Here is a 26,694-nt window from a genome sequence, read left to right as displayed (position 1 = left end):
CCGCTCCGGGCTCGGTCCCGGGCGCGGCGTGCCGTTACGCGGGGTCGGGTGCCGGGGTCTCCGTCACGCCCCAGCTTCCGGTGAAGCACTCCGGATACTGCCGGATGGCGCGCTCCACCACCATGCGGACCGCCTGGAAATGGCTCGCCAGCGCCTCGGCCGCCGCGTCGGGATCGTTGCGCGACACCTGCTCGCAGACGGCCTGATGATCGGCATGGAAGCGGTAGAGCTGTTCCTGGCCGGACGGGGCAAGGCGGAGCGCCCGGTCGATCGGCAGCTTGATCCGGCTGCAGACCTCCCAGAAGAAGGGGTAGCTCGCGGTGGCGGCGAGCGTGCGGTGGAACTCCTCGTTCGCCTGATGGAAGGCGAGGTCGTCGCGCTGGAGAATGGCTTCCCGCTGCCCCTGGAGCGCCCCGCGCAGCCGCTGGACATCCCCGGCCGCCGCGCATTCCGCGGCGCGCCGGACCACCTTGTCCTCCAGGATCCGGCGGGCTTCCAGGGCGGTGCGCAGGGTATCCAGCGGGATGCGGGCGACGAAGGTCCCCTTCGTCGGGACCGTCTCCACCAGCCCGTCGTTCCCCAGCCGGCGCACCGCGTCGTGGATCGGCATGGAACTGACGCCGAACTCCTCGGCGATCTCCGACCGGCTGATCGTCTCTCCGGGCCAGCGCGTCAGCTTGACGATCTCGCCCTTCAGCTTGTCGTAGATCGCTCCGGTCGCGGTCAGGACGGCGATGTCGGATTGGGGACCGGTGTTGACGGTCAGCATCGGGGATGCCTCCAGGAGAATGGGGCCGGGAGAGGGGGCCCGCGCGGAGCGGGCCCGGGGTGTCAGACTCCCGAATAGGCGGAGAAACCGCCGTCGACGGGAACGACGATGCCGTTGACGAAGCCGGAGGCCTGGCTGCTCGCCAGCCACAGCAGCGTCCCGGTCAGCTCGTGCGCCTCGCCGAAACGGCCCATCGGGGTGTGCTCGACGATCTTGCGCGCCCGCGCGGTGAACTCCCCGCTCGCCTCGTCGATCAGCAGCTTGTGGTTCTGCGCCGTCAGGAAGAAGCCCGGCGCCATCGCGTTGACCCGGATGCCGACCTTGGCGAAATGCACCGCCAGCCACTGGGTGAAGTTGCTCACCGCCGCCTTGGCGCCGCTGTAGGCCGGGATCTTCGTCAGGGGGCGGAAGGCGTTCATCGACGACACGTTGATGATGCCGCAGCCCGGCCGCCCGACCATCTGGCGCGCGAACACCTGCGTCGGCAGCAGCGTGCCGAGGAAGTTCAGGTCGAAGACGAACTTCACCCCGGACGGATCGAGGTCGAAGATGGTCGTCAGCGACGTGTCGCCGAGGTCCTCGGCCTCCAGCCACTCCTTGCTGGTGGTGCCGCGCGGGTGGTTGCCGCCGGCGCCGTTCACCAGCAGGTCGCACGGCCCGAGCTCCGCCGCGACGCGGTCCGCGGCGGCGTCGAGCGAGGCGCGTTCCAGCACGTTGGCGGCGACGCCGATGGCCTGCGCGCCGCGCGAGCGCAGCTCCGCCGCCACCGCCTCGGCCGCCTCGGCCTTGAGGTCCAGCACGGCGACCCGCGCTCCGGCGTCGGCCAGCGCCCGGGCGAATTCCGCGCACAGGACGCCGCCGCCGCCGGTGACGACGGCGACCTTGCCCTTGATGTCGGCAGGCGTGAAGGGAATGGTCATGGCCGTGCTCCTCAGTTCCGGCCTTCGGCCTTGGCGATCCCTTCCCAGAGACCGTTGAGATAGACCGCCCCCAGCGCGCGGTCGTACAGGCCGTAGCCGGGCTTGCCGGTCTCGCCCCAGATCATCCGGCCGTGGTCGGGCCGGGCATAGCCGTCGAAGCCGGCCTCGTAATAGGCCTTGACGATCTCCGCCATGTCGAGCGAGCCGTCGGCCGAACGGTGGCTGGTCTCGTGGAAGTCGCCCGCCTCGTTGATCCTGACGTTGCGCAGATGGGCGAAATGGATGCGCTTGCGCCCGGCGAACTCGCGCACCAGGGCCGGGATGTCGTTCTTGCACGAAGCGCCGAGCGAGCCGGAGCACAGCGTCAGGCCGTTGGCCGGATCATCGACGATGGCGAGCAGCCGCTGCAGGTCGGCACGGTCCTTGACGATGCGCGGCAGTCCGAAGATCGGGCGCGGCGGGTCGTCGGGGTGGATGGCCATGCGGATGCCCGCCTCGGCCGCCACCGGGATGATGCGCTTCAGGAAGTACTCCAGGTTCTTCCACAGCGTCTCCTCGTCGACCGCCTCATACTCGGCGAGCAGCGCCTTCAGCTCCTCCGGGCGGTAGCTGGCGTCCCAGCCGGGCAGCGAGATGCCCTTGCTGACGTCGATCTTCTCGACCGTGGCCGTATCGAAGGCCAGCGTGGTGGACCCGTCCGGCAGCGTCATGTCCAGCGTCGTGCGGGTCCAGTCGAACACCGGCATGAAGTTGTAGCAGATGACCTTGATGCCGCACTGCGCCAGGTTGCGGATGGTCGTGCAGTAATTGTCGATCAGCCGGTCGCGCGAGGGCTTGCCGAGCTTGATGTCCTCGTGCACCGGGACGCTCTCGATCACCTCCAGCACGAGGCCGTGCGCCTCGACCTTGTCCTTCAGCGCCCGGATGTTGGCCAGCGGCCACGCCTCGCCCACCGGCACGTCGTAGACCGCCGACACGATGCCATACATGCCGGGGATCTGCCGGATGTGGCTGAGCGGGATCGGATCCGCATCGCCGTACCAGCGGAAGGTCATCTTCATCTCATACCTCGCAAGCAGAGCCGAAATCCTGCCATGACCGGGCGCAGGGGCCGGCGGCCTCGATCGTTCGACGCCGGGGGCGCTGCGGCCCGATGGCCTAATGGACCACTGGCCGGACCAGTAGGCCAACCTTAGCCCCCGCCCGCCGGCTTGGCAAGAGGGATCGCGGCTTCCGCAATTTTCATCCTGGGCCTTGATATTGCTTGGATTCCGCCCGGTTCTTGTGATGGGATGCGTCACCGGGCCGCATATCGGCGACCCGCTCCACGCCCGACCATCACCCCTGTGTCTTCGCCCCCGGAGTTGCGCGTCATGGAATTGCCGACGGTTAAGGTCGAGCGCTTGTACCGCCAGATTTCCAACATTCTGATCCAGTACATCCGGGACGGACATTTCGTTCCCGGGCAGCTCCTGCCCGGCGAGCGGGACCTCGCGAAGCAGCTCGGGGTCAGCCGGTCGTCGGTGCGCGAGGCACTGATCGCCCTGGAAATCAGCGGCTGGGTGGAAATCCGCACCGGGCACGGCGTCTATGTCCGCCAGGCCCCGCCCGACGGCGGCCCGGAGGAGCCGGCGGGCGAGGATGTCGGAGTCGCCTACCTGATGGAGGCGCGCGAGGTGATCGAGGGCGAAATCGCCGCCCTCGCCGCGAAGAACGGCACGGACGGCCAGCTCGCCGACATCGCGCGGGTGGTCGAGCGGATGGAGGCCGAGGCGGCGGCCGGCAACATGGAGACCTTCCACGGCCACGACCAGCAGTTCCACGAGATGATCGGCGCGATGACGGGCAACCCGGTGTTCGTCGAGATCACCGACATGCTGTGGAAGAAGCGGAAGTCGCTCCACTACGCGAAGTTCGAGCAGCAATACTCGGGCGGCCCGATCATCCGCAGCATGTGCGAGGATCACCGGGCGATCCTGCAGGCCCTGCAGAGCCGCAACGCGCGGACGGCCCGGCAGGCGATGCGCAACCACATCCGGAATGCGCAGACCCGGCTCTTCGACGGGCGCTCCTGACCGCCGGGCCTACGCGTCCCGCCAGCCGAAGCGCAGGGGAGCCTCGCGGAAGGCGAAGCGGTCGAGGTGGCTGGCGACGGCGCCCTTCAGCGCCTCGAGCTGTCCCGCGGCGCTCGCCTCCAGCCGGCACTCCAGCCCGTCCTCGAAGGCCTGGAGCGTCAGGGTCGCATCCCCCGGCCAGTCGGCGCCACGGGCGTCGCGCGGGAAGACCACCGTGCCCCGCTCCGCGGTGAACTCGACGGCGAGGTTATGGCTCCAGTGCTTGCAGAGCTGCTGCAGATAGCGGCTGCCGTTCGCCGTGGGAACCCGCGTGGTGCTGGTAACGGTCATCCTTGTTCCTCTTGAAAATCCGCCGGCCGGAGAGATTCTCCGGCGCCCGCGGAGTCTGGGGGAGTGATCAGGGCAGACGCTCGATGCGCTGCGCCGCCTCGTCGAGGATGGCGGCGACGGCGTGGAGCGTCTCGGTTTCGACGGTCTCGCGGCCCAGCCGGTGCATCAGCACCGCCTTCAGATTGTCCATCGCCCGGCGGATCGGCGCGGCGTCGACCTTCTCGCGCTTCCGGGCCAGGGCGGCCAGCCGGGCGAACAGGCCTTCGACCGTTTCCATCTCGCCGGCGAGCTGCACCCGGCCGTCCTGCGTGATGGTGAACTCCTTGCGCGCGCCGTCGGAGCCCAGCTTCTCGATCTGGCCCATCTCCTCCAGCATCGTCAGGGTCGGGTAGATCACCCCCGGACTCGGCGCATAGGCGCCGCCGGTGAGATCCTCGACCGCGCGGATCAGGTCATAGCCGTGCCGCGGCTGGTCGGCGATCAGCTTGAGCAGGACGAGCCGGAGCTCCGTCGACTCGAAGACCCGCCGGCGCCCGCTGCGCCCTTCTCCCCGGCCGCCGCGCCCGTCCTCCCAATCGGCGCCGGGGCCATGCCGGCCATGCCGGCGCCCGCCGACATGATGCATGCGCAGTCCGCCGCCGCACATCTGTGGGAAAAATCGCATGTCAATGCTCCCGGTTCGTTGCGATACGAACAAGATATATCTTGACCGTATCGGATGCAAGAGCCGACCGTCGATTCTCTGCCATGGCGGCGGCCCGCAGATCCCGGGCACATCGCCGCCAGACATCGATGCGGTGAGAGTGATTATGAATTGCGTTGATCCCGCAGGCGATTGAGGCCAAATTGCCGGAACTTTGTCGTCGCCCGGTCCGGCCTTCGGGGGCCGGCGGACGGGCACATGATCGAGGAATGGGAATGATCAGCGTAACGCGCCGGCATGCCGTCTTGATGGCTGTCCTCGCCCTTGGGTTCGCCGGCATGGCGCCGGCCTCCGGCCGCAGCCAGGAGCTGACCGTGCGGCATGCCCGGGGGGAGACGAAACTGCCGTCGAAGGTGACGCCCGTGCTCGCCTTCGACATCGCGGCCCTCGATACGCTCGACGCCATCGGCGTCCCGGTCGCCGGCGTCCCGACCGGCCCGAAGCCGGCCTACCTCGCCAAGTATGACGGCAAGGACTATGCGAAGATCGGGACGCTGTTCGAGCCGGACTACGAGGCGGTGAACGCCGCCGAACCGGGGCTGATCATCGTCGGCGGCCGCTCCGCCCCCCGATATGCCGAGCTTTCCGCCATCGCGCCGACCATCGACCTGACGACGCGGACCGACGCCTATGTCGAGAGCGCCATCGCCAATGCCGAGACGCTGGGCCGGATCTTCGGCAGGACGGCCGAGGTGGGGCAGCGGGCGGACAACCTCCGCCGCTCGGTCGCCGAGCTGAAGGCGATGGCGGCGACGGCCGGCAAGGGGCTGCTGATCCTGACGACCGGCGGCAAGATGAGCGCCTTCGGTCCCGGCTCCCGCTTCGGCGTCCTGCACACGGAGTTCGGCATCAAGCCGGCGGTGGAGACGCTGGACGTCGCCAACCACGGCCAGGCCATTTCCTTCGAATTCATCCTGCAGGCCAACCCCGACTGGCTGTTCGTCATCGACCGCGACTCCGCCATCGGCCGGGAAGGGCAGGCGGCGCGCCAGCTTCTCGACAACGACATCGTGCGGCGGACGACCGCCTGGCAGAAGGGCCGGGTCGTCTATCTGAACGGGACCAACTGGTACCTCGTCGGCGGCGGCCTCACGGCGCTGCAGCAGGACGTCGACGATCTGAAGGCCGCCCTGTCGAAGGCGCGGTAGGAGCCGGCACACCCCCATGAGGCCCCTGATCCCCGCGGCGGCCGCGGTCGGCGCCCTGGCCGTGGCGAGCCTGTTCATCGGCGTCGGCGACCTGCCGGTCGGTGCGCTGCTGGCCGGCGCCCCCTCCGACGAGGCCGTCCAGCTTCTGCTGGTCAGCCGGATTCCGCGCACCCTCGCCCTGGTGCTGGCCGGGGCCGCGATGGCGGTGTCCGGCCTGATCCTGCAGATGCTCGCCCGCAACAAGTTCGTCGAGCCCTCGACGGCCGGCACGTCGGAGTCCGCGATCTTCGGCATGACGCTGACGACCCTGCTGCTGCCGGACATCCCGGTTCTCGCCCGGATGCTGGTGGCGGGGGGCTTCGCGCTCGGCGGGACGGGGCTGTTCCTGGCGATCCTCCGGCAGGTGCCGCTGCGCTCGCCCCTGGTGGTGCCGCTGGTCGGCATCATGCTGGGCGGCGTCATCACCGCGATGACCGAGTTCATCGCCTACCGCTACGACCTGATGCAGTCCGTCCGCGCCTGGGAGACCGGCGACTTCTCCGGCGTCCTGCGCGGCCGGTACGAGCTGCTGTGGATCGGCTTCGTCCTGACCGGCATGGCCTATGTCGCCGCCGACCGCTTCACGGTGGCCGGGCTGGGGCAGGACTTCACCACCAACCTCGGCCTCAACTACCGGCGCGTCCTGTCGCTCGGGCTGACCATCGTCTCGCTGGTTACCGCGGCGGTCATCGCCACCTGCGGCATGATCCCGTTCCTCGGGCTGATCGTGCCGAACGTCGTCAGCCTGCTGCTCGGCGACAACATGCGGCGGTCGCTGCCCTGGGTCACGCTGCTGGGGGCGGGGCTGGTGCTGGCCTGCGACATGCTGGGGCGCATCGTCATCCACCCCTACGAGATCCCGATCGGCACGATGATGGGGGTCATCGGCAGCGGGCTGTTCCTCTATCTGCTGCTGCGGAAGAACAGCCATGCCGCCTGACCGCAGCCGGCTGCTTCGGCCGCAGCCCGTCCTCGCCCTTCTCGCCGTGCTCGCCGTCGCCTGCATCGTCGTCTTCATGACGATCGACGCCCGCGGCAAATGGAGTTTCGTGCTGACCTTCCGCGGCACGAAGGTGGCGGCGATGGTGCTGGTCGCCTATGCGGTGGCCGTCTCGACCGTGCTGTTCCAGACCATCACCAGCAACCGGATCCTGACGCCCTCCGTCATGGGATTCGACCTGCTCTACCGCCTGATCCAGAGCGCGCTGGTCGCCGGGCTGGGGGCCGGCGCGGTGGTGCAGCTCGACCCGCGCCTGCGCTTCGGCTGCGAGGTGGCGGCGATGCTGCTCTTCTCGGGGCTGCTCTACCGCTGGCTGTTCTTCGGCGGCCGGCGCAGCCTGCATCTGCTGATGCTGGTCGGCATCGTCTTCGGCGTGCTGTTCCGCAGCCTGACCGCCTTCCTGCAGCGCATCATCGACCCCAACGAGTTCCTGGTGGTCCAGGACCGCATGTTCGCCAGCTTCAACCGGGTCGACGGGTCCCTGCTGGCGGTCTCGGCGGTCATCGTGCTCGCCGTGTCGGTGGTCGGCTGGCGCTGGATCCGGACGTTCGACGTGCTGGCGCTGGGGCGCGAGGCGGCGATCAACCTCGGCATCGACCACCAGCGGGCGGTGATGGGGATCCTGGTCCTGGTGGCGATCCTGGTGTCCGTCTCCACCGCCCTGGTCGGGCCGGTCACCTTCTTCGGCCTGCTGGTCGCCAACCTCGCCTACCTGCTGATCCGCTCGCACCAGCACCGCTTCATCCTGCCGGCGGCCGTCCTCGTCGCCGTCGTGACGCTGGTCGGCGGGCAACTCGTGCTGGAGCGGGTCTTCGCCTTCAACAGCGCCCTCAGCATCGTCATCGAGTTCGTGGGCGGTCTCTTCTTCCTGTTCATCCTGGTGCGGGGATCCACCCGATGATCGACGTCAAGAACGTCAGCAAGCTCTACGGCGGCAGCCTGGTCGTGGACGACGTGACGCTGACCCTGCCGGCCGGGGGCGTGATCTCGCTGATCGGCGCCAACGGGGCGGGCAAGTCCACCCTGCTGTCGGTCATCAGCCGCCTGCTGCCGATGAGCGCCGGCTCCGTCCACATCGACGGCATGGACGTGACCACGACGCCGGGCGACGCGCTGGCCCGCCACCTGTCCATCCTGCGGCAGGACAACCACATCATGTCCCGGCTGACGGTGGAGGAGCTGGTCGCCTTCGGCCGCTACCCCTACAGCAAGGGCCGCCTGACCGTGGAGGACCGCGGGCATATCCGGCGGGTAATCGGCTATCTCGACCTGGAGGCCGTGCAGCACCGCTTCCTCGACGAGCTGTCGGGCGGGCAGCGCCAGCGCGCCTTCATCGCCATGGTGCTGTGCCAGGATACCGAATACGTCCTGCTCGACGAGCCGCTGAACAACCTCGACGTCCGGCATGCCGTCGCCATGATGAAGCTGTTCCGGCGCACCGCCGACGAGTTCCGCAAGACCATCATCCTGGTGCTGCACGACATCAACTTCGCCTCCTGCTATTCCGACCGCATCATCGCCATGCGCGACGGCCGGGTCGTCCACGAAGGCCCGCCCGAGCGGATCATCACCCCGGAGGTCATCCGCGACGTCTATGGCGTGGAGGCCGACATCCTGGAGACCGGCGGCCGCAGGATCGCCCTCTATTACAGTTGAAACCCCGGAGCGGGGGCGTGCCGAGACGGTCTTGGCACGACCCGCGCCGGCAGGTCCACGGCGCGACCCGCGCCGGCAGGTCCACGGCGCGACCCGCGCCGACAGGTCCTTGACAGGCCCGGGGCGTAAGGTAGGGGCCGGCACGACGTCGATCGGTCCGCGCGTCCGCAACAGCGATCCGTCTGCCAGCCCCGCCGGCACCGTCCGGCGGTCCCCCAACCCGACTGGTGAGACGGAATCATGCTGGATTTCAATGCGATGCTCGACAGCGACGCGGCGTTCGACCGCGCCGTGGAGGTTCTCGGCACTGTGGAACGCGCCATGGACTGGATGCAGTGCAAGGACAGCGCGCTCGGCGCCAGGCCGCGGGACCTGGTCAATACCGGCGACGGGCTCGCCCAGGTCCTGCACTGCCTGCGCCGGATCGAGCTTGACCAGCGCGTCTGAGCGGGTGCAGCACAGACTCCTCCTTCTCCCTTCGCCCGGATGATGCGCATGGGCAGGATCCGGCCGCCCGGCCAATGGGCGGCGATGAGCCTTTTGTCCCTCCTGCTGTTCGCCCTGCTGCAGGGGGCGGCCCTGCCGGCCGCCGCCTTGCTCGGCCCGATGGTGGCCGGCATCCTGATGGGGGTGGGCGGGGCCACGGTCCGGATCCCGCGGGCCGGGTTCGTCGCGGCCCAGGCGCTGATCGGCTGCAGCGTCGCCCATGCCGTCACCGGCTCCATCCTGGTTTCGGTCGGCGAGAACTGGCCGTCGATGGTCGCGGTGGTGCTGATCACCGTGCTGGCCAGCGGCCTCGTCGGCTGGATGCTGGTCCGCTTCGGCAGTCTGCCGGGTTCGACCGCCGCCTGGGGATCGTCGCCCGGCGGGGCCGCGGCCATGGTGGCGATGGCCGAGGAGTTCGGGGCCGACCCGCGGCTCGTCGCCTTCATGCAGTATTTCCGCGTGGTGCTGGTGGTGGTCTCCGCCTCCATGGTCTCGCGGGTCCTGCTCGGCGACCATGCGGCACTCCTGCCGGCGGTCGCGCCGGCGGCGGTGCCGCTCCAGCAGCAGGCGGCGGGCGTGGCGGCGACCCTTGCCGTCGCGGCCCTCGGCGGCTGGGCCGGCGTGCGGCTGAGGATCCCGGCCGGCGGCATGCTGGTGCCGATGATCCTCGGCGCTGCGCTGCATGTCGCCGGGCTGGCCGAACTGACGGTGCCGCCCTGGCTGCTCGCCCTGGTCTATGCGACGCTCGGCTGGTGCATCGGGCTGCGCTTCACCCGCGAGGTCGTGCGCCATGCCGTCCGGGCGGTGCCGCAGATGCTGGCCGGCACCCTGGCGCTCATCGCGCTGTGCGGCGGCTCCGCCTGGGTGCTGACCAGGATGCTCGGCACCGATGCGCTCACCGCCTATCTGGCGACCAGTCCCGGCGGGCTCGACTCCGTGGCGATCATCGCGGTGGGCAGCGGCGCCAACGTCTCCTTCGTCCTTGCCCTGCAGACGCTCCGCCTGTTCGTCGTCATCCTCACCGGTCCGCCGGTCGCCCGGCTGATCGCGCGCTACGCCTGACTTTCCCCGCTGCGACATAATGACGTCCCGGACCGAAAGCTGCCCGTGTCCTTGACGCAAGACAGGTTGGCGACAGCCGGTCACGCCATACTGCCGTATGAGCCGTGGCGCGAGGGGCCGTGTCCGTAGCACGCGGTCCGGGCAATGCCGGTTCTGTCGTCGGAGGCGAGCGTCATGCGCATACTGGTCGTGGAAGACACCGAGGATCTGGCCGACGCGATCATCCAGCGGCTGCGCAAGCATGGCTACGCCATCGACTGGGCGGCCGACGGCTATCAGGCGGAGGAGCTGCTGGCGGGCGAGGAATACCAGCTCGTCATCCTCGACCTGATGCTGCCCGGACCGGACGGCCAGACGCTGCTGCGCCAGTTGCGCCGGAAGGGCGACCACACGCCGGTCCTGGTGGTCACCGCCCGCTCGCGCGTCGACACCAAGGTGGACGCGCTCGACCTCGGCGCCGACGACTACGTCGTCAAGCCCTTCGATTTCCGCGAGCTGGAGGCGCGCTGCCGCGCCCTGTTGCGCCGCCACCACGGCATCGCCACGTCGGAGCAGGTCTTCGGCAACATGGTCTTCGACACCGCGACCAAGAAGGTCACCGTCGCGGCCCAGGCCGTGGACCTCAGCGCGCGGGAATTCCGCCTGCTGGAGCTGTTCCTGTCCAACCTCAACCGGGTCATGAGCAAGGACACGCTGATCGACCGGCTGTGCAGCCTCGACCAGCCCGTCGCCCCCAATGCCATCGAGCTCTACGTGTCGCGCTTGCGCCGCAAGCTGGAGCGGGCGTCGGTGGTGATCCGCACCGTGCACGGCCAGGGCTATGTGGCGGAGCAGCAGGATGCCGCCTGACGGCCGGCTTGCCGGGTCGCTGCAGCGGCGGCTGATGGTCCGCCTGGTCCTGGTGCTGGGGCTGGTGGCCGGCTGCCTGTTCCTGCTGATCCGCACCGACGCCAGGCGGGCGGCCGACGGCGCCTACGACCAGCTTCTCCTCGCCTCGGCCCTGGCGATCGCCGATGCGGTGCGGGTGGAGGACGGCGCCATCCTGGTCGACCTTCCCTATTCCTCCCTCAGCATCCTCGCCATGGCGCAGCGCGACCGCGCCTTCTACAAGGTGCTGGATTCCGACGGCAGCCCGGTCATCGGCTACCACGACCTGCCCGGATCGGTGCGGCGCGACGACGTCGCCGCCTTCTCCGATACCGTCTACCGGGGCGAGCCGGTGCGCGTCGTGGCGCTCGGGCATCTGATCGTCCAGGCGCGGCGGACGAGCTGGGTCACCATCGTCGTCGCCCAGACGCGGGAGGAGCGCGACACGCTGACCCGCGGCTTCTTCATGAATTCCTTCCTGCCGGTGGTCCTGATGATGCTGGTCAGCATCGCGCTGGTGTGGATCGGCGTCCGGCAGGCGCTGGCGCCGCTGGGCTTCCTCGAACGGCTCATCCATGCGCGCCGGCCCAACGACTTCAGCCCGATCGACGTGCCCGCCCCGGCGGAGGTGCGCCAGCTCCTCGGCGCGATCAACACGCTGATGGCGCGGCTGCACGGGAACCTCGAATCGACCAAGACCTTCCTCGCCGACATGGCGCACCAGATCCGCACGCCGCTGGCCGCCCTGCGCTCGCAATCGGAACTCGCGTCCGAGGAAACGGAGCCCGACCGGCTGCGGCGCATCGTCGCCCGCATCCACCGCAACGCCGTGGAGGCGAGCGAGCTGACCACCCAGCTCCTCAGCCACGCCATGGTGGTCCACCGCAGCGAGGCGCTGCATCCCGACCATGTCGACCTGACGGTGCTGGCGCGGCAGGTGGTGCAGCGCGCCGCCGCCATCGCCGAGGACACGACGCTGCGGGTCGAGCAGGAGGGCGAGGACAACATCGTCGTCTGCGGCGACGCGGTGATCCTGCGCGAGGCGCTGGTGAACCTGGTCGACAACGCCATCAAGTACGGCGGCGATGCCGGCGCGGTGGAGGTGCGGCTGCAGCCGGCCAACGGCGAACGCGGACCGGTGGTCGAGGTGGCCGACCGCGGCCCCGGCGTCCCCGACGAGGAGAAGCCCAGGGTCTTGAGCCGGTTCGGCCGCGGCAGTTCGGCGGCGGGCACGGTCGGCAGCGGCCTCGGCCTCGCCATCGTCGCGGCGGTGGCCGACGGGCACGGCGCCGGCTTCTCGCTGATCGACCGGCCCGGCGGCGGCCTGATCGCCCGCATCGTCTTCCCGCTGGATCATCTCTGCGAGTCCTGCCAGCCGGACCGCGGCGAGGCGAAGCCGGACCGGCGCTGGCTGCCGCTCGTCCTGCTGATCGCCGCGGCCGTCCTCGCCTGGCCGGGGGAGGGCTGGGCCAAGCGCTTCTTCTATGCGGCGCAGGGCGGCCCGGCCGCCGTCCTCGCCATCGCCTCGACCACCGACCAGCCGGTGATGGAGGAGCTGATCCGCGACTTCCAGCACCGCTATCCCGGCATCGCCGTCGAGTATGACGAGCTGACGGCGGTCGAGCTCTACGAGAGCATCGTGCATCCGGCGGAGCGCCTGCCGGACCTCGTCATCAGCTCCTCGGCCGATTTGCAGGTGAAGCTGGTCAACGACGGCTACACCCAGCGCCACCTGTCGCCGGCGACGGCCGGCTTGCCGCGCTGGGCCAACTGGCGGAACGAAGCCTTCGCCTTCGCCCAGGAGCCGGCGGTCATCGTCTACAACCGCAATCTGATGCCGGAATCCGACGTGCCGCGCACGCGCGACGACCTGATCCGCCTGATCCGGGAGAGGGAGGGGATCTACGATGGCCGCATCGTCACCTACGACATCGCGCAGAGCGGCATCGGCTACCTGCTCGCCGCCCAGGATTCGGTCCTCAACAGCCAGTTCTGGCAGCTCGTCGACGCCATGGCCGACCGCCACATGGAGCAGCATTGCTGCACGGGCGAGATGCTCGACCAGATCGAGCGCGGCGAGCGGCTGATCGGCTACAACCTGCTGGGCTCCTATGCGCGGGCGCGGCAGCTCGCCGGGTCGCCCATCGGCATCGTGCTGCCCAGCGACTACACGCTGGTCACCGCGCGCGTCGCCTCCATCCCCAAGGGAGCCGCGGCGGCGGCGCTGGGCGGCCTGTTCATCGATTATCTGCTGTCGGACGAGGGGCAGACGCACATCGCCAACCGGATGCCCTTCTACGCCATCTCCCCGACGGTCGAGGGGCCCTTCTCGGCTGCGCATCTGCTGGCCGACCTCAACGGGCCGCTGCGGCACACGACGCTCGGCCCCGGCCTCCTGGTCTTCCTGGACGAGACCAAGCGCGCCCGCTTCCTGCGCCAGTGGCAGATGATCACCAACCGCTACTGACAGGCTTCTGACAGATCCGGCCCCTATAACTCCAAGACTTCGTCAACAGGCGGAACAGCAGGCCGGCCGGCCTCCATTTCCGGCCGCCCGGCGCGACTGCGGCCGGCGTGCGGCCCCGTGCGTTCCGCAAGACAATCAATATTGGGGACTGCCATGTCGGGCGATCTGAAGGAGCGTGCTCTCGATTACCACCGCAGCGGGAAGCCGGGCAAGCTGGCGATCGTCCCGACCAAGCCGATGATGACCCAGCGCGATCTGGCGCTGGCCTATTCGCCGGGCGTGGCGTTCGCCTGCAACGACATCGTCGCCGACCCGGCCCATGCGGCCGACGTGACGGCGCGCGGCAATCTGGTGGCGGTGATCTCCAACGGCACCGCGGTGCTCGGCCTCGGCGACATCGGCCCGCTGGCCTCCAAGCCGGTGATGGAGGGGAAGGCCGTCCTCTTCAAGAAGTTCGCCGACATCGACGTCTTCGACATCGAGATCGACGAGAAGGACGTCGACGCGCTGGTGGACACCATCGCGCGGCTGGAACCGACCTTCGGCGCCATCAACCTGGAGGATATCGGTGCGCCGGCCTGCTTCGAGGTGGAGCGCCGCCTGAAGGAGCGGATGGGGATCCCGGTCTTCCACGACGACCAGCACGGCACCGCCATCGTGGTGGGGGCCGCCGTCTACAACGCGCTGCAGGTCGTCGGCAAGCGGATCGAGGATGTGCGCATCGTCTCCACCGGCGGCGGGGCGGCGGGCCTCGCCTGTCTCGACCTGCTGGTCGGCATGGGGGCGAAGCGCGCCAACATCGTGCTGGTCGACCGCGAGGGCGTCGTCTATCACGGCCGCAACGCCGGGATGAACCCCTACAAGGAACGCTATGCCACCGGCAGCGCCGTGCGCAGCCTGGGCGAGGCGATGGCCGGCGCCGACATCTTCCTCGGCCTGTCGGGGCCGGGCGTGCTGACCGGTGCGATGGTCAGGACCATGGCGCCGAAGCCGCTGATCCTGGCGCTGGCCAACCCCGATCCCGAGATCACGCCGGAGGAGGCGCGCGCCGCCCGTCCCGACGCCATCATCGCCACCGGCCGGTCCGACTACCCGAACCAGGTCAACAACGTCCTCTGCTTCCCCTTCATCTTCCGCGGCGCGCTCGACGTCGGGGCCACCACGATCAACGAGGCGATGAAGATCGCCTGCGTGAAGGCCATCGCCGACATGGCGCGCATCGAGGCTTCCGACGTCGTGGCCGCCGCCTACACGGGCGAGCAGCTCCGCTTCGGCCCGGACTATATCCTGCCCAAGCCCTTCGACCCGCGCCTGATCGTCGAGGTCGCCTCGGCGGTCGCCAGGGCCGCCATGGACAGCGGCGTCGCGACGCGCCCGCTGGCCGACCTGCGCGCCTACCGCGAGCGGCTGGGCCAGTATGTCTTCCGCTCCGGCCTCGTGATGAAGCCGGTGTTCCACAAGGCGGCGCAGGCGCCCAAGCGCGTCATCTATGCCGAGGGCGAGGACGAGCGCGTGCTGCGCGCCGCCCAGGTCGCGGTGGATGAGGCGATCGCCCGGCCGATCCTGCTCGGCCGGCCGGAGGTGGTGGAGCGGCGGATCGAGCAGCTCGGGCTGCGGCTGGTCCCCGGCCGCGACGTCGAGGTGGTCGAGCCGGTGCGCGATCCGCGCTGCCACGACTATGCCGACGTCTACCGGCAGCTCATGGGCCGGCGCGGCGTCTCCCCGACCTTCGCCGGCACGGTCGTGCGCGCCGAATCCACCGTCTTCGCCAGCCTGATGGTGCGGCGCGGGGCGGCCGACGCGATGATCTGCGGCACCGCCGGGCGCTATGGCGACCATCACCGCCACATCCGCGACCTGCTGGGCCGCCGCGGCGACGCGCCGGTCTCGGCGGCGATGACGCTGCTGATCCTCGGCAAGGGCACCTATTTCCTCTGCGACACCCACGTCAATCCCGACCCGACCGCCGCGGAGATCGCCGAGATCGCCATGCTGGCGGCCGAGAAGGTGCGGCACTTCGGCATCGAACCGAAGCTCGCCCTGCTGTCGCACTCCAACTTCGGCAGCTCCGATTCCCCCTCGGCGCTCAAGATGCGGGCGGCCTGCGACCTGCTGCGGCAGCGGGCGCCGGAGCTGGAGGCCGATGGCGAGATGCAGGCGGGGGCCGCCCTGTGCGAGACGGTGCGCGACGCCGCCCTGCCCAACGGCCGGCTGCGCGGGCAGGCCAACCTGCTGGTGATGCCGACGCTGGACGCCGCCAACATCGCCTTCGAGATGCTGAAGGTGCTGGGCGACGGCCTGTCGGTCGGGCCGATCCTGCTGGGCGTCAGCGCGCCGGCGCACATCGTGACCCCGGCGATCACCACGCGCGGCCTCGTCAACATCACGGCGCTGGCCGTCGTCGACGCCCAGATGGATCTGGCCCCCGTCCCGCTGCGCCAGGCGGCGGAGTGAGGCCGGCCCGCTTCTTTCCGGAAAAAGGCAGGGGCCTGACAGCGATTTGACAGATGTCCGGCCCTACACTGCCTCTCAGCACCGGCTCCCGTCCCATCCGCCGGATGCGCTCTTAGCAGCGCTCCGATGCCGCGGGAGCGGAGACCGGACACCGCGAGATGTCTCATGAAACTCGTCAGCATCGCAGTCAAGGGCAGGCGGACCTACGGTATCCGCACCGACCGGGGGGTGGTCGATCTCGGCCGCCGCTTCGGCAGCCGCCTCCCCGACCTCAAGGCTCTCCTCGCCGCCGGCGCCCTGGCGCAGGCGCAGGAGTTCCTGGACGCCACGCCCGACTATGCCGAGCCGGAACTGTCCTTCCTGCCTCCGGTGGACCAGCCGGCCAAGATCTTCTGCGTCGGCATGAACTACGCGGAGAAGCGGGCGGAATTCGGGGAGACCGGCAGCGCGCCGACCCTGTTCATCCGCTTCCCCGACAGCCAGACCGGCCACGGCTGCCCGGTGCTGAAGCCGGCCGCCAGCGACGAGTTCGACTATGAGGGCGAACTGGCGGTGGTCATCGGCACGGCCGGGCGCCGCATCCCGCGCGACCGCGCGCTCGACCATGTCGCCGGCTACAGCTGCTACATGGACGGCTCGGTCCGCGACTGGCAGCACGGCTGGTACACCGCCGGGAAGAACTGGCAGCAGACCGGGGCCTTCGGACCCTGGATCGTCACCGCCGACGAGGTGCCGGATCCCCACGCGCTTGCCATCCGGACCTATCTGAACGGCCGGACGGTGCAGGACGACAACACCGGGAACATGATCCACCGGATCCCGGCCCTGATCGAGTACATCAGCACCTTCAGCGCCCTGTCGCCGGGCGACGTCATCATCACCGGATCGCCGGGCGGCGTCGGCAAGAAGCGCACTCCGCCCCTCTTCCTAAAGGAAGGCGACGTGGTGGAGGTCGAGATCGAGCGTATCGGCCGCCTCAGCAACCGCGTCGTCCGCGACGCGATCGCCGCATAGCGGCCGACCTGATGTTACCCGGCCGGCATCGACCGGCCGGCCTGCTCTACGGCGCGGGGGAAGGGAGTGCCCGACCCGCAGGAACCGCGACCACCCTGTCGGAAGCTCCAGAGGGAGCATGACTCCGTGACTGACGAACTCGAATTCTACGCCGTCGATCCGGCCTGCAGCGTCAGGGAGCGCCGGGAGATCCGGACCCTCCTCGGCCGCTGCGGGCTCGACTACGAGGAGCACATCCAGGTCTTCGTGGTCTGCCGCGACGCCGGCCGGCTGGTGGCCTGCGCCGGGCTGGAAAGCAACATCGTCAAGTGCTGCGCCATCGAGCCCGACCTGCGCGGCGGCTCGCTGAGCCTGACGCTGCTGAGCGAGGTGGTCCATCTCGCCTACGAGCGCGGCCACTCGCACCTCTTCCTCTACACCCGGCCGGAGAACGTCTCCTTCTTCCAGGGCTGCGGCTTCTACCCGCTGGCCGAGGTGCCGGGCTACGTCACGCTGATGGAGAACACGCCGGTCGGCATCCGCTCCTATTGCGACCGGCTGCGCGCCCAGCGCCCGCAGGGGCTGCGGCCCGACGCGAAGATCGGCGGCATCGTCATCAACGCCAACCCCTTCACGCTCGGCCACCAGTATCTCGTGACGCTGGCGGCGGCGCAATGCGACTGGCTGCACCTGTTCGTGGTCAGCGAGGACGTCTCCTTCGTCTCCTACCGCGACCGCTATGCGCTGGTGGAGACGGGTGTCCAGGGAATCCCCAACCTGACGCTCCACCACGGTTCGCAATACATGGTCTCGCGCGCCACCTTCCCCGACTATTTCTTCAAGGAGAAGGGGGTGGTGGGCGATTGCTGCACGGCGATCGACCTGCTGCTGTTCCGCACCTACATCGCACCCGCGCTCGGCATCACCCACCGCTTCGTCGGGACCGAGCCCTTCTGCGAGACCACGCGCAAATACAACGCGGACATGAAGTTCTGGCTGCAGACCGCGGACAGCGCGGCGCCGGCCGTCACCGTCATCGAGGAGGCGCGCACCCGCTCGGGCGGCACGCCGATCTCCGCGTCCGAGGTGCGGCGCCTGCTGCGCGCCCGCGACCTCGACCGCATCCGCGCCCTGGTTCCCGCGGCGACCTTCGACCTGCTGCGGGAGAAATACGTGTCCAAGATCGTGCCGTTCGTCCCGGAGGCGTTGGTTTCCGGCGGCGAGCCCGACGCGCTGCCGCGCCGGGCCCTGGCGGCCGGCATCTGAACCGGCCCGGCGGCGGGGCGCTGGACGCCTCCGCCGCCGGACCATCTGGAGTGGGATCGATGAAGATCGTGAAAGAGGCCCTGGCGGGCACGCTCGAATCGAGCGACCTGCTGGTCAAGGTATCCCCCGGACCGGGCACCGGGCTGGAAGTCGTCATCAGCAGCGAGGTCATGCAGCAGTTCGGCGCCCAGATCGACCGGGTGGTGCGCGACACGCTCGCCCGGCTCGGCGTCACCGCCGGGCTGGTCGTGGTGGAGGACAAGGGGGCGCTCGACTGCGCCATCCGCGCGCGCGTCCAGACGGCGGTGATGCGCGGGGCCGAGGCCAAAACCATCAACTGGAGCGCCCTGTCATGAAACTCCGCCGCAGCATGCTCTTCCTGCCCGGCGCCAACGCCGCCATGCTCAGCACGGCGTTCGTCTACAAGCCGGACTCCATCATGTTCGACCTGGAGGACGCCGTCTCGCTGCGCGAGAAGGACTCGGCCCGCCTCCTCGTCTTCCACGCCCTCCAGCTCCCGGTCTACCGCGAGATCGAGACTGTGGTGCGCATCAACCCCCTCAACACCCCCTTCGGCCATGCCGACCTGGAGGCCGCGGTGCGGGCCGGCGTCGACGTCGTCCGCCTGCCCAAGACCGACTGCGCCGAGGATGTCGAGGTTCTGGAGCGCGAGGTGGAGCGCATCGAGCGCGCCTGCGGCCGCGAGGTCGGCTCCACCAAGCTGATGGCGGCCATCGAGTCCGCCAGCGGCGTCATCAACGCGCTGGCCATCGCCAAATCCTCGCCGCGCCTGATCGGCATCGCGCTGGCCGGCTTCGACTATGTGATGGACATGCAGACCGAGCGCGGCGACGGCACCGAGCTGTTCTACGCCCGCTGCGCCGTCCTCCATGCCGCCCGCGCCGCCAGGATCGACGCCTTCGACGTGGTGTGGTCCGACCTCAACGACGAGGCCGGCTTCCTCAAGGAGGTCGACCTGATCAAGCGGCTGGGCTTCAACGGCAAGTCGCTGATCAACCCGCGCCAGATCGAGCTTCTGCACAACGCCTACGCCCCGACCGAGGAAGAGGTCGAGTATGCCGGGCGCGTCGTCGCCGCGGCGGCGGAGGGCGAGCGCAAGGGGCTGGGCGTCGTGTCGCTCAACGGAAAGATGATCGACGGTCCCGTCATCGACCACGCGCGCCGTGTGCTGCAGCGGGCCGAGGCCTCGGGAACCCGCAAGTGAACTGGAGTGCTGTGCCGTGACCGACCTCAATGATCCGCTGCTCGACCGCCTGGCCCGCTTCGACGGGTTCGCGAAGCAGACCCCCTATCTGACCGATCCCGAGCTGAAGCGCTCCCGCAAGGTCTGCCCGTCGCTGGAGGAGGCGATCCGCCGCTCCGGCCTCAGGGACGGGATGACGATCTCCTTCCACCACGCCTTCCGCGAAGGCGACAAGACGATCAACACCGTGGTCGACCTGCTGGCCCGCATGGGCTTCCGGGACCTGACCCTGGCCCCCTCGTCGCTGCTGAACTGCAACGCGCCGCTGATCGAGCATATCCGCAACGGCGTCATCAGCCGCATCTACACCTCCGGCATGCGCGGCAAGCTGGCCGAGGCGATCAGCCACGGGCTGATGCGGCATCCGGTCAACATCCACTCGCACGGCGGCCGGGTGAAGCTGATCCAGGACGGCGAGCTGACGATCGACGTCGCCTTCCTCGGCGTCTCGACATCCGACTGTTTCGGCAACGCCAACGGCATCAGCGGCCGGTCGCGCTGCGGCTCGCTCGGCTACGCCAAGGTCGACGCCCGCCATGCCGGCACGGTGATCCTGCTGGCGGAGGAGATCGTGCCCTTCCCCAACGCCCCGGCCAGCATCTCGCAGGACGAGGTCGACTGGGTCGTCAAGGTGGACCAGATCGGCGATCCCTCGAAGATCAGCGTCGGGGCGGCGCGCATCACCTCCAACCCCCGCGAATTGCTGATCGCCCGCCTGTCGGCCGAGGTGATGGTCCATTCCGGCTATTTCGAGCAGGGCTTCTCGCTGCAGACCGGTTCCGGCGCATCCTCCACCGCGGCGACGCGCTTCCTGGAAGGCTACATGCGCAAGAAGGGGATCACCGCCAGCTTCGCGCTGGGCGGCATCACCGGCGGCATCGTGGACCTGCACAGGAAGGGCCTGATCGAGCGGGTGATCGACACCCAGAGCTTCGACGGCGACGCCGCGGAATCGCTGCGCACCTCGCCCAACCACATCGAGATCTCGACCAACGAATACGCCAACCCCGGCTCCAAGGGCGCCTATGTCGACCAGATGGATCTGGTGATCCTCAGCGCGCTGGAGATCGACCTCGACTTCAACGTGAACGTCATCACCGGCTCGGACGGGGTGATGCGCGGGGCGTCGGGCGGCCACTCCGACGTGGCGGCGGCGGCCAATCTCTCCATCGTCGTGGCGCCGCTGATCCGCAGCCGCATCCCGACCGTCGTGCGCCGGGTCACCACCGTGGTCACGCCCGGCGAGTGCATCGGCGTGCTGGTCACCGACCACGGCATCGCCGTCAACCCGCGCCGGCCCGAGGTGGCGCAGCGGCTGAAGGACGCCGGCCTGCCGTTGATGACCATCGGGGAGCTGCAGGCCCGTGCCGACTCGATCACCGGCGAACCGCGGCCGATCGAGTTCCTCGACAAGCTGGTCGGCGTCATCCGCTACCGCGACGGCAGCGTGATCGACGCCGTGCGGCAGGTGAAGGGCTGACGGCGATGGATACGGTCCTTGCACCGACACCGGCGCAGACCCGGTCCCCTGCCGGGCCGGTCTCGCTTCCGGTCACGCTGGCGGAGATGCTGGACGCGCGGGACCGCCGTGCGGAGCGCCAGCGCATGGTGCTGGACCGCTATCAGGCGCCGGTCCTGTCGGTGACGCTGGTCATGCCGGGGCCGGTCAAGGATACGCCCGACAGCCGCTTCGTCATGGAGACGGCGGCCGGCGAACTCGACGCGCTGTTCGCCCGCACGGGCTGGCCGGTGCTGTTCCATCTGCCGGTGTGGGGATGGACGGGGGCCGAGGCGCTCTATGCCGTGGACGCCGACGCCCGCGACCTCAAGCGTGCCGCGGCCGCGCTGGAGGACGGGCATCCCCTGGGCCGGCTGTGGGACCTCGACGTCCTGTGCCCGCGGGGGGGCGGCCTGTCGCGTACCGCCCTGGGGCTGGCGCCGCGGCGCTGCCTGGTGTGCGGCGAGGCGGGACACGCCTGCGCGCGCTCGCGCCGCCATCCGCTGGACGAGGTGCTGGCGGCGATCGAGGAGAGGGTAAATGCCTGTCGCGCCCGTTGACGCCGCCGTCCGCACCCTGCCGCCGTCCGCCGCATTCATGGCCGGGCGGGACGGCCATGCCATCGGCAACCGGCTGGCCCATCTGGCCTACCGGTCGCTGCTGCGCGAGGTCCTGCTGACGCCCAAGCCCGGGCTGGTCGACCGGCGCAACACCGGGTCGCACCGCGACATGGACCTGGCGAGTTTCCTCGCCTCCGCCCGCGCCGTCACCCCCTGGTTCCGCCGGTTCTTCGCCTGCGGGCTGGCGGGCTGCACGGTGCCGGCCGACCTGTTCCTGCCGGGCATCCGCGGCCACGGTCTCGCCTGCGAGCGCGACATGCTGCGCGCCACCGGCGGGGTCAACACCCACAAGGGCAGCATCTTCGCCTTCGGGCTGCTGTGCGCCGCGGCCGGCCGGCTGGTCGGGCAGGGGCGGGCGCTTGCCGTCGAGCCGCTGTGCGGGGAGGTGGCGGCGATCTGCACCGGCGTGGTCGATGAACTGCGCCGTCCGGGCGAGGCCGGCACGGCGGGCGAGCATCTCTACCGCCGCTACGGCCTGACCGGGGCGCGCGGCGAGGCGGCCTCCGGCTTCGCCACCGTGCGCACCCATGCCCTGCCGGCCTTCGACCGGCTGCGCGCCTCCGGGGCGGACGCGGCGACGGCTCTGCATGCCGCCCTGCTGGAACTGATGGCGTTCAACTCCGACACCAACGTCGTCGCCCGCGGCGGGCCGGAGGGGCTGGCCTTCCTGCAGGGGGAGGCGCAGCGCCTGCGTCGCGCCGGCGGGGTCGCCGCGCCGGGATACCTGCGGCGGCTGGCGGCGCTGGATGACGAGGCGATCCGCCGCAACCTCAGCCCCGGCGGCAGCGCCGACCTGCTGGCGGTCACCTGGTTCCTGTCCCGTCTGCCGGCGGTTTCCGTCTCCCGCTCCTGACGCAGTCCGCAAGAAGGAGGCGGGCGGCAGCGCCGGTGTGGCGGGACCGGCAGGACGACCGCGGTGGCCCATGGAAGTCGATCACATGCACGAGGTTGATGCGGCCCTGCTCGAGGCGTCGGCACGCTACAGCTTCGTGCTGGTGCCGGGCCTGTACGACAGCGGACCCGAGCACTGGCAGAGCTTCTGGCAGAACCGCCATCCCTTCTGGCTGCGCATCGCCCAGAGCAACTGGAACGTTCCGGACATCGAACGCTGGATCGGCGCGATCCGCCGGCTCCTCGGCCGGCGGTCGCGGCCGGCCATCCTGGTCGGGCACAGCTTCGGCGCGCTGGCGTCCTGCTGCCTCGCCACCGACCGCAGCCACGACATCGCCGGCCTGATGGTGGTCGCCCCGGCCGAGCCCTCCCGTTTCGAGGCGGAGGACCGCGTCCCGGACCATGCGCTGGGCGTCCCCGCCGTGGTGGTGGCGAGCCACACCGATCCGGTGATGCGCTTCCCGCGTGCCGTCCACTGGGCCGGCGTCTGGCAGGCCGAACTCGTCGACCTCGGCGAGGCCGGGCACATCAACGCCGAGGCCGGCTTCGGCCCCTGGCCCTATGGGCTCCAGGTGCTGCGCGCGCTGGTCGCCCGCATCGACGCGGCGGCGGGCGGCGGGGCCGTCCCTCCCGAAAAAGCCGTTCCGGGCTTCGAACCCTGACAGGCTTCTGACAGATCTGATCGGTAAAAACGTCATAACGAGCAAGTACGAGACGATTGATCTGCCACATGGTGATTTCCAGGAAAGCACGCTGAAGAGATAAATAGAATAAAGATCATAAGAAGGTGACCTAGATTTGCCGCGGTCCCGGTGTTTGCGGCGTTCTGTTCGTTTGTCAATTTTCCGGACGTCCCTTCGCAGCGCTATTACGGCCGTCTGCGATGGATGTTCCGACCTTCCACAGGCCGCCCGGCGCACGACCGGAGCGCAAACAAACCCAAATGGCTGGAGGACCCCATGCCCAGTGAAGTCTCTATCGCCTCCATTCCGCTCGACGAGGCGCTCTCGTCGGCAGACGCGGCCTCCCGCAGGTCATGGCGCGAGATCTGGTGGTCGCTGCTCGACATCCGGATCGGCATCGTTCCGCTGCCGGTGTTCGTGATGCTGATCGGGGTGTTCGCCGGGGCCGTCGCGACCGGATCGCTGACGCACGAGATCAACATGATGATCGCCGTCCTGGCGGTCTGCGGCTTCAGTTGCGGCGAGCTGGGCAAGCGTCTTCCGGTGTTCCGCCACATCGGCGCCGCGGCGATCTTCGCCACCTTCATCCCCTCGGCGCTGGCCTACTACCATGTCCTGCCCGTGCCGATGCTGAAGGCGGTGGTGGACTTCACCAAGTTCACCAACTTCCTCTATCTCTTCATCGCCTGCATCATCGTCGGCAGCGTGCTCAGCATGAACCGCGACGCGCTGGTGAAGGGCTTCTTCAAGATCTTCGTGCCGCTGGCCAGCGGCGCCGTCTGCGCCGCCTGCGTAGGCACGCTGGTCGGCACGCTGCTTGGCCTCGATCCCAAGCACACCTTCTTCTTCATCGTCGTTCCGATCATGTCGGGCGGCGTCGGCGAGGGCGCCATCCCGTTGTCCATGGGCTATGCCGAGATCCTGAACGGCAACCAGGGCGAGATCTTCGCGCAGGTCCTGCCGATGGTCATGCTGGGCAGCCTGATGGCGATCCTGATGTCGGGCTTGCTGAACTTCATCGGCAAGCGCATGCCGCACCTGACCGGCAACGGCCAGCTCCAGCCCGGCAACGGCGCCGACTTCGCCAACGCCAAGACCAAGAGCAGCGGCCCCGTGGATGCCAACACCGTCGCCGCCGCCGGCCTGTTCGCCGTCACCCTCTACCTGATGGGCGTCATGGCCCAGAAGATGGTCGGCCTGCCGGCTCCGGTGGCGATGCTGTTCATCGCGGTGCTGGTCAAGGTCCTCCAGCTCGCCTCCCCCTCGCTGGAGGCCGGCGCCGGCGTCGTCTACAAGTTCTTCCAGGTCGCCGTGACCTACCCGCTGCTCTTCGCGATGGGTGTCGCCGTGACCCCGTGGGACAAGCTGGTCTCCGCCTTCAACCTGCAGAACCTGATCATCATCTTCTGCACCGTGGCGACGCACATGTCGGTCGGCTTCACCATCGGCCGGCTGGTGAAGATGTATCCGATCGAAACCGCAATCATCAATTCCTGCAACTGCGGCCAGGGCGGCACCGGCGACGTCGCCATCCTGACGGCGGCCAACCGGATGCAGCTGATGCCCTTCGCCCAGGTCGCGACCCGCATCGGCGGCGCCATCACCGTCACCCTGTCGCTGATCGCGATGGCCAAGCTGATGTGATCCGCTCTCTTCCGCTCCGGGGCCGGCGGGCCCGGGGCGGACGGCGATCAAACGAAAAGGGGGTGCGGCATGCACCTCCTTTCTTCGTTTTTGCGGGCTGCCCGTTACCCGGCGGCCTCCAGGGCGTCGAGTGTGCCGCCGAGGGTGTCCGCGGCGGTTTCGGCGGAGCGGGCGGGCTCGGGTTGTGCGGGTCGCTCGACCCAGGCGATGCGCAGGACGTTTGTCGAGCCCGGCATGCCGAAGGGGACGCCGGCGGTGATGACCAGCCGCTGGCCGTCCCTGGCCAGCCCATGGGCATGCGCCAGCCTCGTGGCCTTGTGCACCATGTCGGAGAAGTTCTGCACATCCTCCGACAGCACGCTGTGCACCCCGTAGGCCAGCACCAGGCGGCGCGCCGTCCCCAGGCTGGCGGTCAGGCCGAGGATGGGCACCGCCGGCCGCTCGCGCGCCGCGCGCAGCGTGGTCGAGCCGCTGGTCGTGTAGGTGACGATCGCCGCCGCCTGCACCGTCTCGGCGACCTGGCGCGCCGCCGCGGTGATGGCGTCGGCCTCGGTGCTCTCCGGGGCGGCGTGCTGGGCGTCCATCATGGTGCGGTAGAGCGGGTCGTCCTCGACCCGCCGGGCGATGCGGTTCATGATCGACACCGCCTCGATGGGATAGGCGCCGCTGGCGGTCTCGGCCGACAGCATCACCGCGTCGGCGCCGTCGAACACCGCGGTGGCGACGTCGGACGCCTCGGCGCGGGTCGGGGCGGGGGCGCCGACCATCGACTCCAGCATCTGGGTGGCGACGATCACCGGCTTGCCGGCGCGGCGCGCCTCGGCGACGATGCGCTTCTGGATCGACGGGACATCCTCGGGCGGCATCTCGACGCCGAGGTCGCCGCGCGCCACCATGACGCCGTCGGACAGCTCGACGATGCGCGCGAGATGGTCGATGGCCTGGGGCTTCTCCAGCTTGGACAGCAGGGCGGCGCGGCCGCCGATCAGCTTGCGCGCCTCCAGCACGTCCTCGGGACGCTGGACGAAGCTCAGCGCCACCCAGTCGACACCCTGGTCGAGGGCGAAGGCGAGGTCGGCGCGGTCCTTGGCGGTGAGGGGCGACAGCGGCAGGACGACGCCGGGGACGTTGACGCCCTTGCGGTCGGAGAGCCGGGTGCCGGAGACGACGAGCGTGTCGGCGTGGCCGGGGCTGCAGTCGATGACGCGCAGGCGCACGCGGCCGTCGTCGAGCAGCAGTTCGGCGCCGGGTTCGAGGGCGGCGAAGATCTCGGGATGGGGCATGCCGACGCGGCTGGCGGTGCCGGGCTCGGGGAGAGGTCGAGGCGGAAGCCCTGGCCGGGGATGAGGTCGACGGGGCCGTCGGCGAAGCGTCCCAGGCGCAGCTTGGGCCCCTGCAGGTCGGCCATGATGGCCATCGGGCGTCCGGCGTCCTGCTCCAGGGCGCGGATGGCGCGGATGCGGGCGCCGTGGTCGTCGTGGGTGCCGTGGCTGAAGTTGAGGCGGAAGACGTCGACGCCCGCCTCGAACAGCGCGCGGATCATCTCAGGAGACGTGCTGGACGGACCCAGAGTGGCGACGATCTTCGTCTGCCGGAAACGGCGGACCGGGGTGCCGGTGGTCATGGTGACGCGAGCTCCACAAGGAAGGGGGCGCAAGGAAAAAGAGGGCGGTGACCCCGCATCGCGGTGCAGGCGGCCGTGCCGCCGCTCCGGCGAGGTCTCGATGGCTGGCGGCCCCAACGCAAATCCGGCGCCGTGGGTACCCATCGCAGTGAGCCCGTCCCGGCAAATATATTAGTATACGCGGAGCCTGTACAGGGTCCGGGCAGCGGTCGGGGTCCGCCCTGACACTATGTCG

24 protein-coding genes and 1 pseudogene are annotated in these 26,694 nt (G+C 69.7%); 19 read left to right on the top strand and 6 right to left on the bottom strand.

What is annotated here, in order from left to right; translation table 11 throughout:
* Positions 1 to 34: 34 nt before the first annotated feature.
* From DEW08_RS26760 to uxuA, 3 genes are all read right to left on the bottom strand, one after another.
* On the bottom strand, positions 35 to 769 hold the full coding sequence (locus DEW08_RS26760; RefSeq protein WP_109333071.1) for a GntR family transcriptional regulator: 735 nt from the start codon (positions 767 to 769) through the stop codon (positions 35 to 37).
* 62 nt (positions 770 to 831) lie between these two features.
* On the bottom strand, positions 832 to 1,689 hold the full coding sequence (locus DEW08_RS26755; protein WP_109333069.1) for an SDR family oxidoreductase: 858 nt from the start codon (positions 1,687 to 1,689) through the stop codon (positions 832 to 834).
* Between the two features lie 11 nt (positions 1,690 to 1,700).
* A complete protein-coding gene (uxuA, locus tag DEW08_RS26750) occupies positions 1,701 to 2,750 on the bottom strand; it encodes a mannonate dehydratase (protein WP_109333067.1) in 1,050 nt (349 codons plus the stop codon).
* Positions 2,751 to 3,062: 312 nt separating this feature from the next.
* On the opposite strand from uxuA, the gene DEW08_RS26745 reads away from it, so the two are divergent.
* Positions 3,063 to 3,764, top strand: a complete 702-nt coding sequence (locus DEW08_RS26745) for a FadR/GntR family transcriptional regulator (protein ID WP_109333065.1) — start codon at positions 3,063 to 3,065, stop codon at positions 3,762 to 3,764.
* Between the two features lie 9 nt (positions 3,765 to 3,773).
* Here DEW08_RS26745 and DEW08_RS26740 read toward each other — a convergent pair whose 3' ends face one another.
* Together DEW08_RS26740 and DEW08_RS26735 are read right to left on the bottom strand one after the other, a co-directional pair.
* Positions 3,774 to 4,094 (bottom strand): DUF2218 domain-containing protein, encoded by a 321-nt coding sequence (locus DEW08_RS26740; protein WP_109333063.1) that lies wholly within the window; start codon positions 4,092 to 4,094, stop codon positions 3,774 to 3,776.
* Between the two features lie 67 nt (positions 4,095 to 4,161).
* On the bottom strand, positions 4,162 to 4,758 hold the full coding sequence (locus DEW08_RS26735; RefSeq protein WP_245987009.1) for a PadR family transcriptional regulator: 597 nt from the start codon (positions 4,756 to 4,758) through the stop codon (positions 4,162 to 4,164).
* Between the two features lie 254 nt (positions 4,759 to 5,012).
* On the opposite strand from DEW08_RS26735, the gene DEW08_RS26730 reads away from it, so the two are divergent.
* From DEW08_RS26730 to DEW08_RS26645, 18 genes are all read left to right on the top strand, one after another.
* The gene (locus tag DEW08_RS26730) at positions 5,013 to 5,945 is read left to right on the top strand and encodes a siderophore ABC transporter substrate-binding protein (RefSeq protein WP_109333061.1); all 933 of its coding nucleotides are present in this window, start codon (positions 5,013 to 5,015) and stop codon (positions 5,943 to 5,945) included.
* Positions 5,946 to 5,961: 16 nt separating this feature from the next.
* Positions 5,962 to 6,924, top strand: a complete 963-nt coding sequence (locus tag DEW08_RS26725) for an ABC transporter permease (protein ID WP_109333059.1) — start codon at positions 5,962 to 5,964, stop codon at positions 6,922 to 6,924.
* Entirely contained in the window at positions 6,914 to 7,885 is a 972-nt protein-coding gene (locus DEW08_RS26720; RefSeq protein WP_109333057.1) for an iron chelate uptake ABC transporter family permease subunit, read from the top strand. Before DEW08_RS26725 ends, DEW08_RS26720 begins: the two co-directional genes overlap by 11 nt.
* Positions 7,882 to 8,640 carry an iron ABC transporter ATP-binding protein gene (locus DEW08_RS26715; protein ID WP_109333055.1) on the top strand — a complete coding sequence of 253 codons (759 nt, stop codon included), beginning with the start codon at positions 7,882 to 7,884 and terminating at the stop codon, positions 8,638 to 8,640. Before DEW08_RS26720 ends, DEW08_RS26715 begins: the two co-directional genes overlap by 4 nt.
* Before the next feature lie 240 nt (positions 8,641 to 8,880).
* A complete protein-coding gene (locus DEW08_RS26710) occupies positions 8,881 to 9,087 on the top strand; it encodes an MbcA/ParS/Xre antitoxin family protein (RefSeq protein WP_109333053.1) in 207 nt (68 codons plus the stop codon).
* Positions 9,088 to 9,135: 48 nt separating this feature from the next.
* Positions 9,136 to 10,188 (top strand): AbrB family transcriptional regulator, encoded by a 1,053-nt coding sequence (locus DEW08_RS26705; RefSeq protein WP_109333051.1) that lies wholly within the window; start codon positions 9,136 to 9,138, stop codon positions 10,186 to 10,188.
* A 174-nt stretch (positions 10,189 to 10,362) separates the two neighbouring features.
* Positions 10,363 to 11,037 carry a response regulator transcription factor gene (locus DEW08_RS26700; RefSeq protein WP_109333480.1) on the top strand — a complete coding sequence of 225 codons (675 nt, stop codon included), beginning with the start codon at positions 10,363 to 10,365 and terminating at the stop codon, positions 11,035 to 11,037.
* Positions 11,027 to 13,522 (top strand): sensor histidine kinase, encoded by a 2,496-nt coding sequence (locus DEW08_RS26695; RefSeq protein WP_109333049.1) that lies wholly within the window; start codon positions 11,027 to 11,029, stop codon positions 13,520 to 13,522. The genes DEW08_RS26700 and DEW08_RS26695 overlap by 11 nt, the downstream gene beginning before the upstream one ends.
* A gap of 153 nt (positions 13,523 to 13,675) precedes the next feature.
* Positions 13,676 to 15,976 (top strand): NADP-dependent malic enzyme, encoded by a 2,301-nt coding sequence (locus DEW08_RS26690; RefSeq protein ID WP_109333047.1) that lies wholly within the window; start codon positions 13,676 to 13,678, stop codon positions 15,974 to 15,976.
* A gap of 165 nt (positions 15,977 to 16,141) precedes the next feature.
* Positions 16,142 to 16,990, top strand: coding sequence for a fumarylacetoacetate hydrolase family protein (locus DEW08_RS26685; protein WP_109333045.1), 849 nt, complete (start codon positions 16,142 to 16,144; stop codon positions 16,988 to 16,990).
* A gap of 126 nt (positions 16,991 to 17,116) precedes the next feature.
* Positions 17,117 to 18,235, top strand: coding sequence for a [citrate (pro-3S)-lyase] ligase (citC, locus tag DEW08_RS26680; protein WP_109333043.1), 1,119 nt, complete (start codon positions 17,117 to 17,119; stop codon positions 18,233 to 18,235).
* A 59-nt stretch (positions 18,236 to 18,294) separates the two neighbouring features.
* The gene (gene citD / locus DEW08_RS26675) at positions 18,295 to 18,591 is read left to right on the top strand and encodes a citrate lyase acyl carrier protein (protein ID WP_109333041.1); all 297 of its coding nucleotides are present in this window, start codon (positions 18,295 to 18,297) and stop codon (positions 18,589 to 18,591) included.
* Complete coding sequence (citE, locus tag DEW08_RS26670) at positions 18,588 to 19,460, top strand: citrate (pro-3S)-lyase subunit beta (protein WP_109333039.1); 873 nt, start codon at positions 18,588 to 18,590, stop codon at positions 19,458 to 19,460. The genes citD and citE overlap by 4 nt, the downstream gene beginning before the upstream one ends.
* Before the next feature lie 16 nt (positions 19,461 to 19,476).
* Positions 19,477 to 20,979, top strand: a complete 1,503-nt coding sequence (citF, locus tag DEW08_RS26665; protein ID WP_109333037.1) for a citrate lyase subunit alpha — start codon at positions 19,477 to 19,479, stop codon at positions 20,977 to 20,979.
* A 5-nt stretch (positions 20,980 to 20,984) separates the two neighbouring features.
* Entirely contained in the window at positions 20,985 to 21,557 is a 573-nt protein-coding gene (gene citX / locus DEW08_RS26660) for a citrate lyase holo-[acyl-carrier protein] synthase (RefSeq protein WP_109333035.1), read from the top strand.
* Positions 21,538 to 22,470: a triphosphoribosyl-dephospho-CoA synthase CitG gene (citG, locus tag DEW08_RS26655; RefSeq protein ID WP_109333033.1), complete on the top strand. Its 933-nt coding sequence runs from the start codon at positions 21,538 to 21,540 to the stop codon at positions 22,468 to 22,470. The genes citX and citG overlap by 20 nt, the downstream gene beginning before the upstream one ends.
* A 70-nt stretch (positions 22,471 to 22,540) precedes the next feature.
* Positions 22,541 to 23,170, top strand: a complete 630-nt coding sequence (locus DEW08_RS26650; RefSeq protein ID WP_109333031.1) for an RBBP9/YdeN family alpha/beta hydrolase — start codon at positions 22,541 to 22,543, stop codon at positions 23,168 to 23,170.
* A gap of 297 nt (positions 23,171 to 23,467) precedes the next feature.
* A complete protein-coding gene (locus tag DEW08_RS26645) occupies positions 23,468 to 24,835 on the top strand; it encodes a 2-hydroxycarboxylate transporter family protein (RefSeq protein ID WP_109333029.1) in 1,368 nt (455 codons plus the stop codon).
* Positions 24,836 to 24,939: 104 nt separating this feature from the next.
* Here DEW08_RS26645 and pyk read toward each other — a convergent pair.
* Positions 24,940 to 26,459 (bottom strand): annotated as a pseudogene (pyk, locus tag DEW08_RS26640) (pyruvate kinase).
* Positions 26,460 to 26,694 lie beyond the last annotated feature (235 nt).

Origin of the sequence: Azospirillum thermophilum, from assembly GCF_003130795.1 — a bacterium.
GTDB classification, from domain to species: domain Bacteria; phylum Pseudomonadota; class Alphaproteobacteria; order Azospirillales; family Azospirillaceae; genus Azospirillum; species Azospirillum thermophilum.
This window is presented reverse-complemented; position numbering and strand designations above follow the sequence as displayed.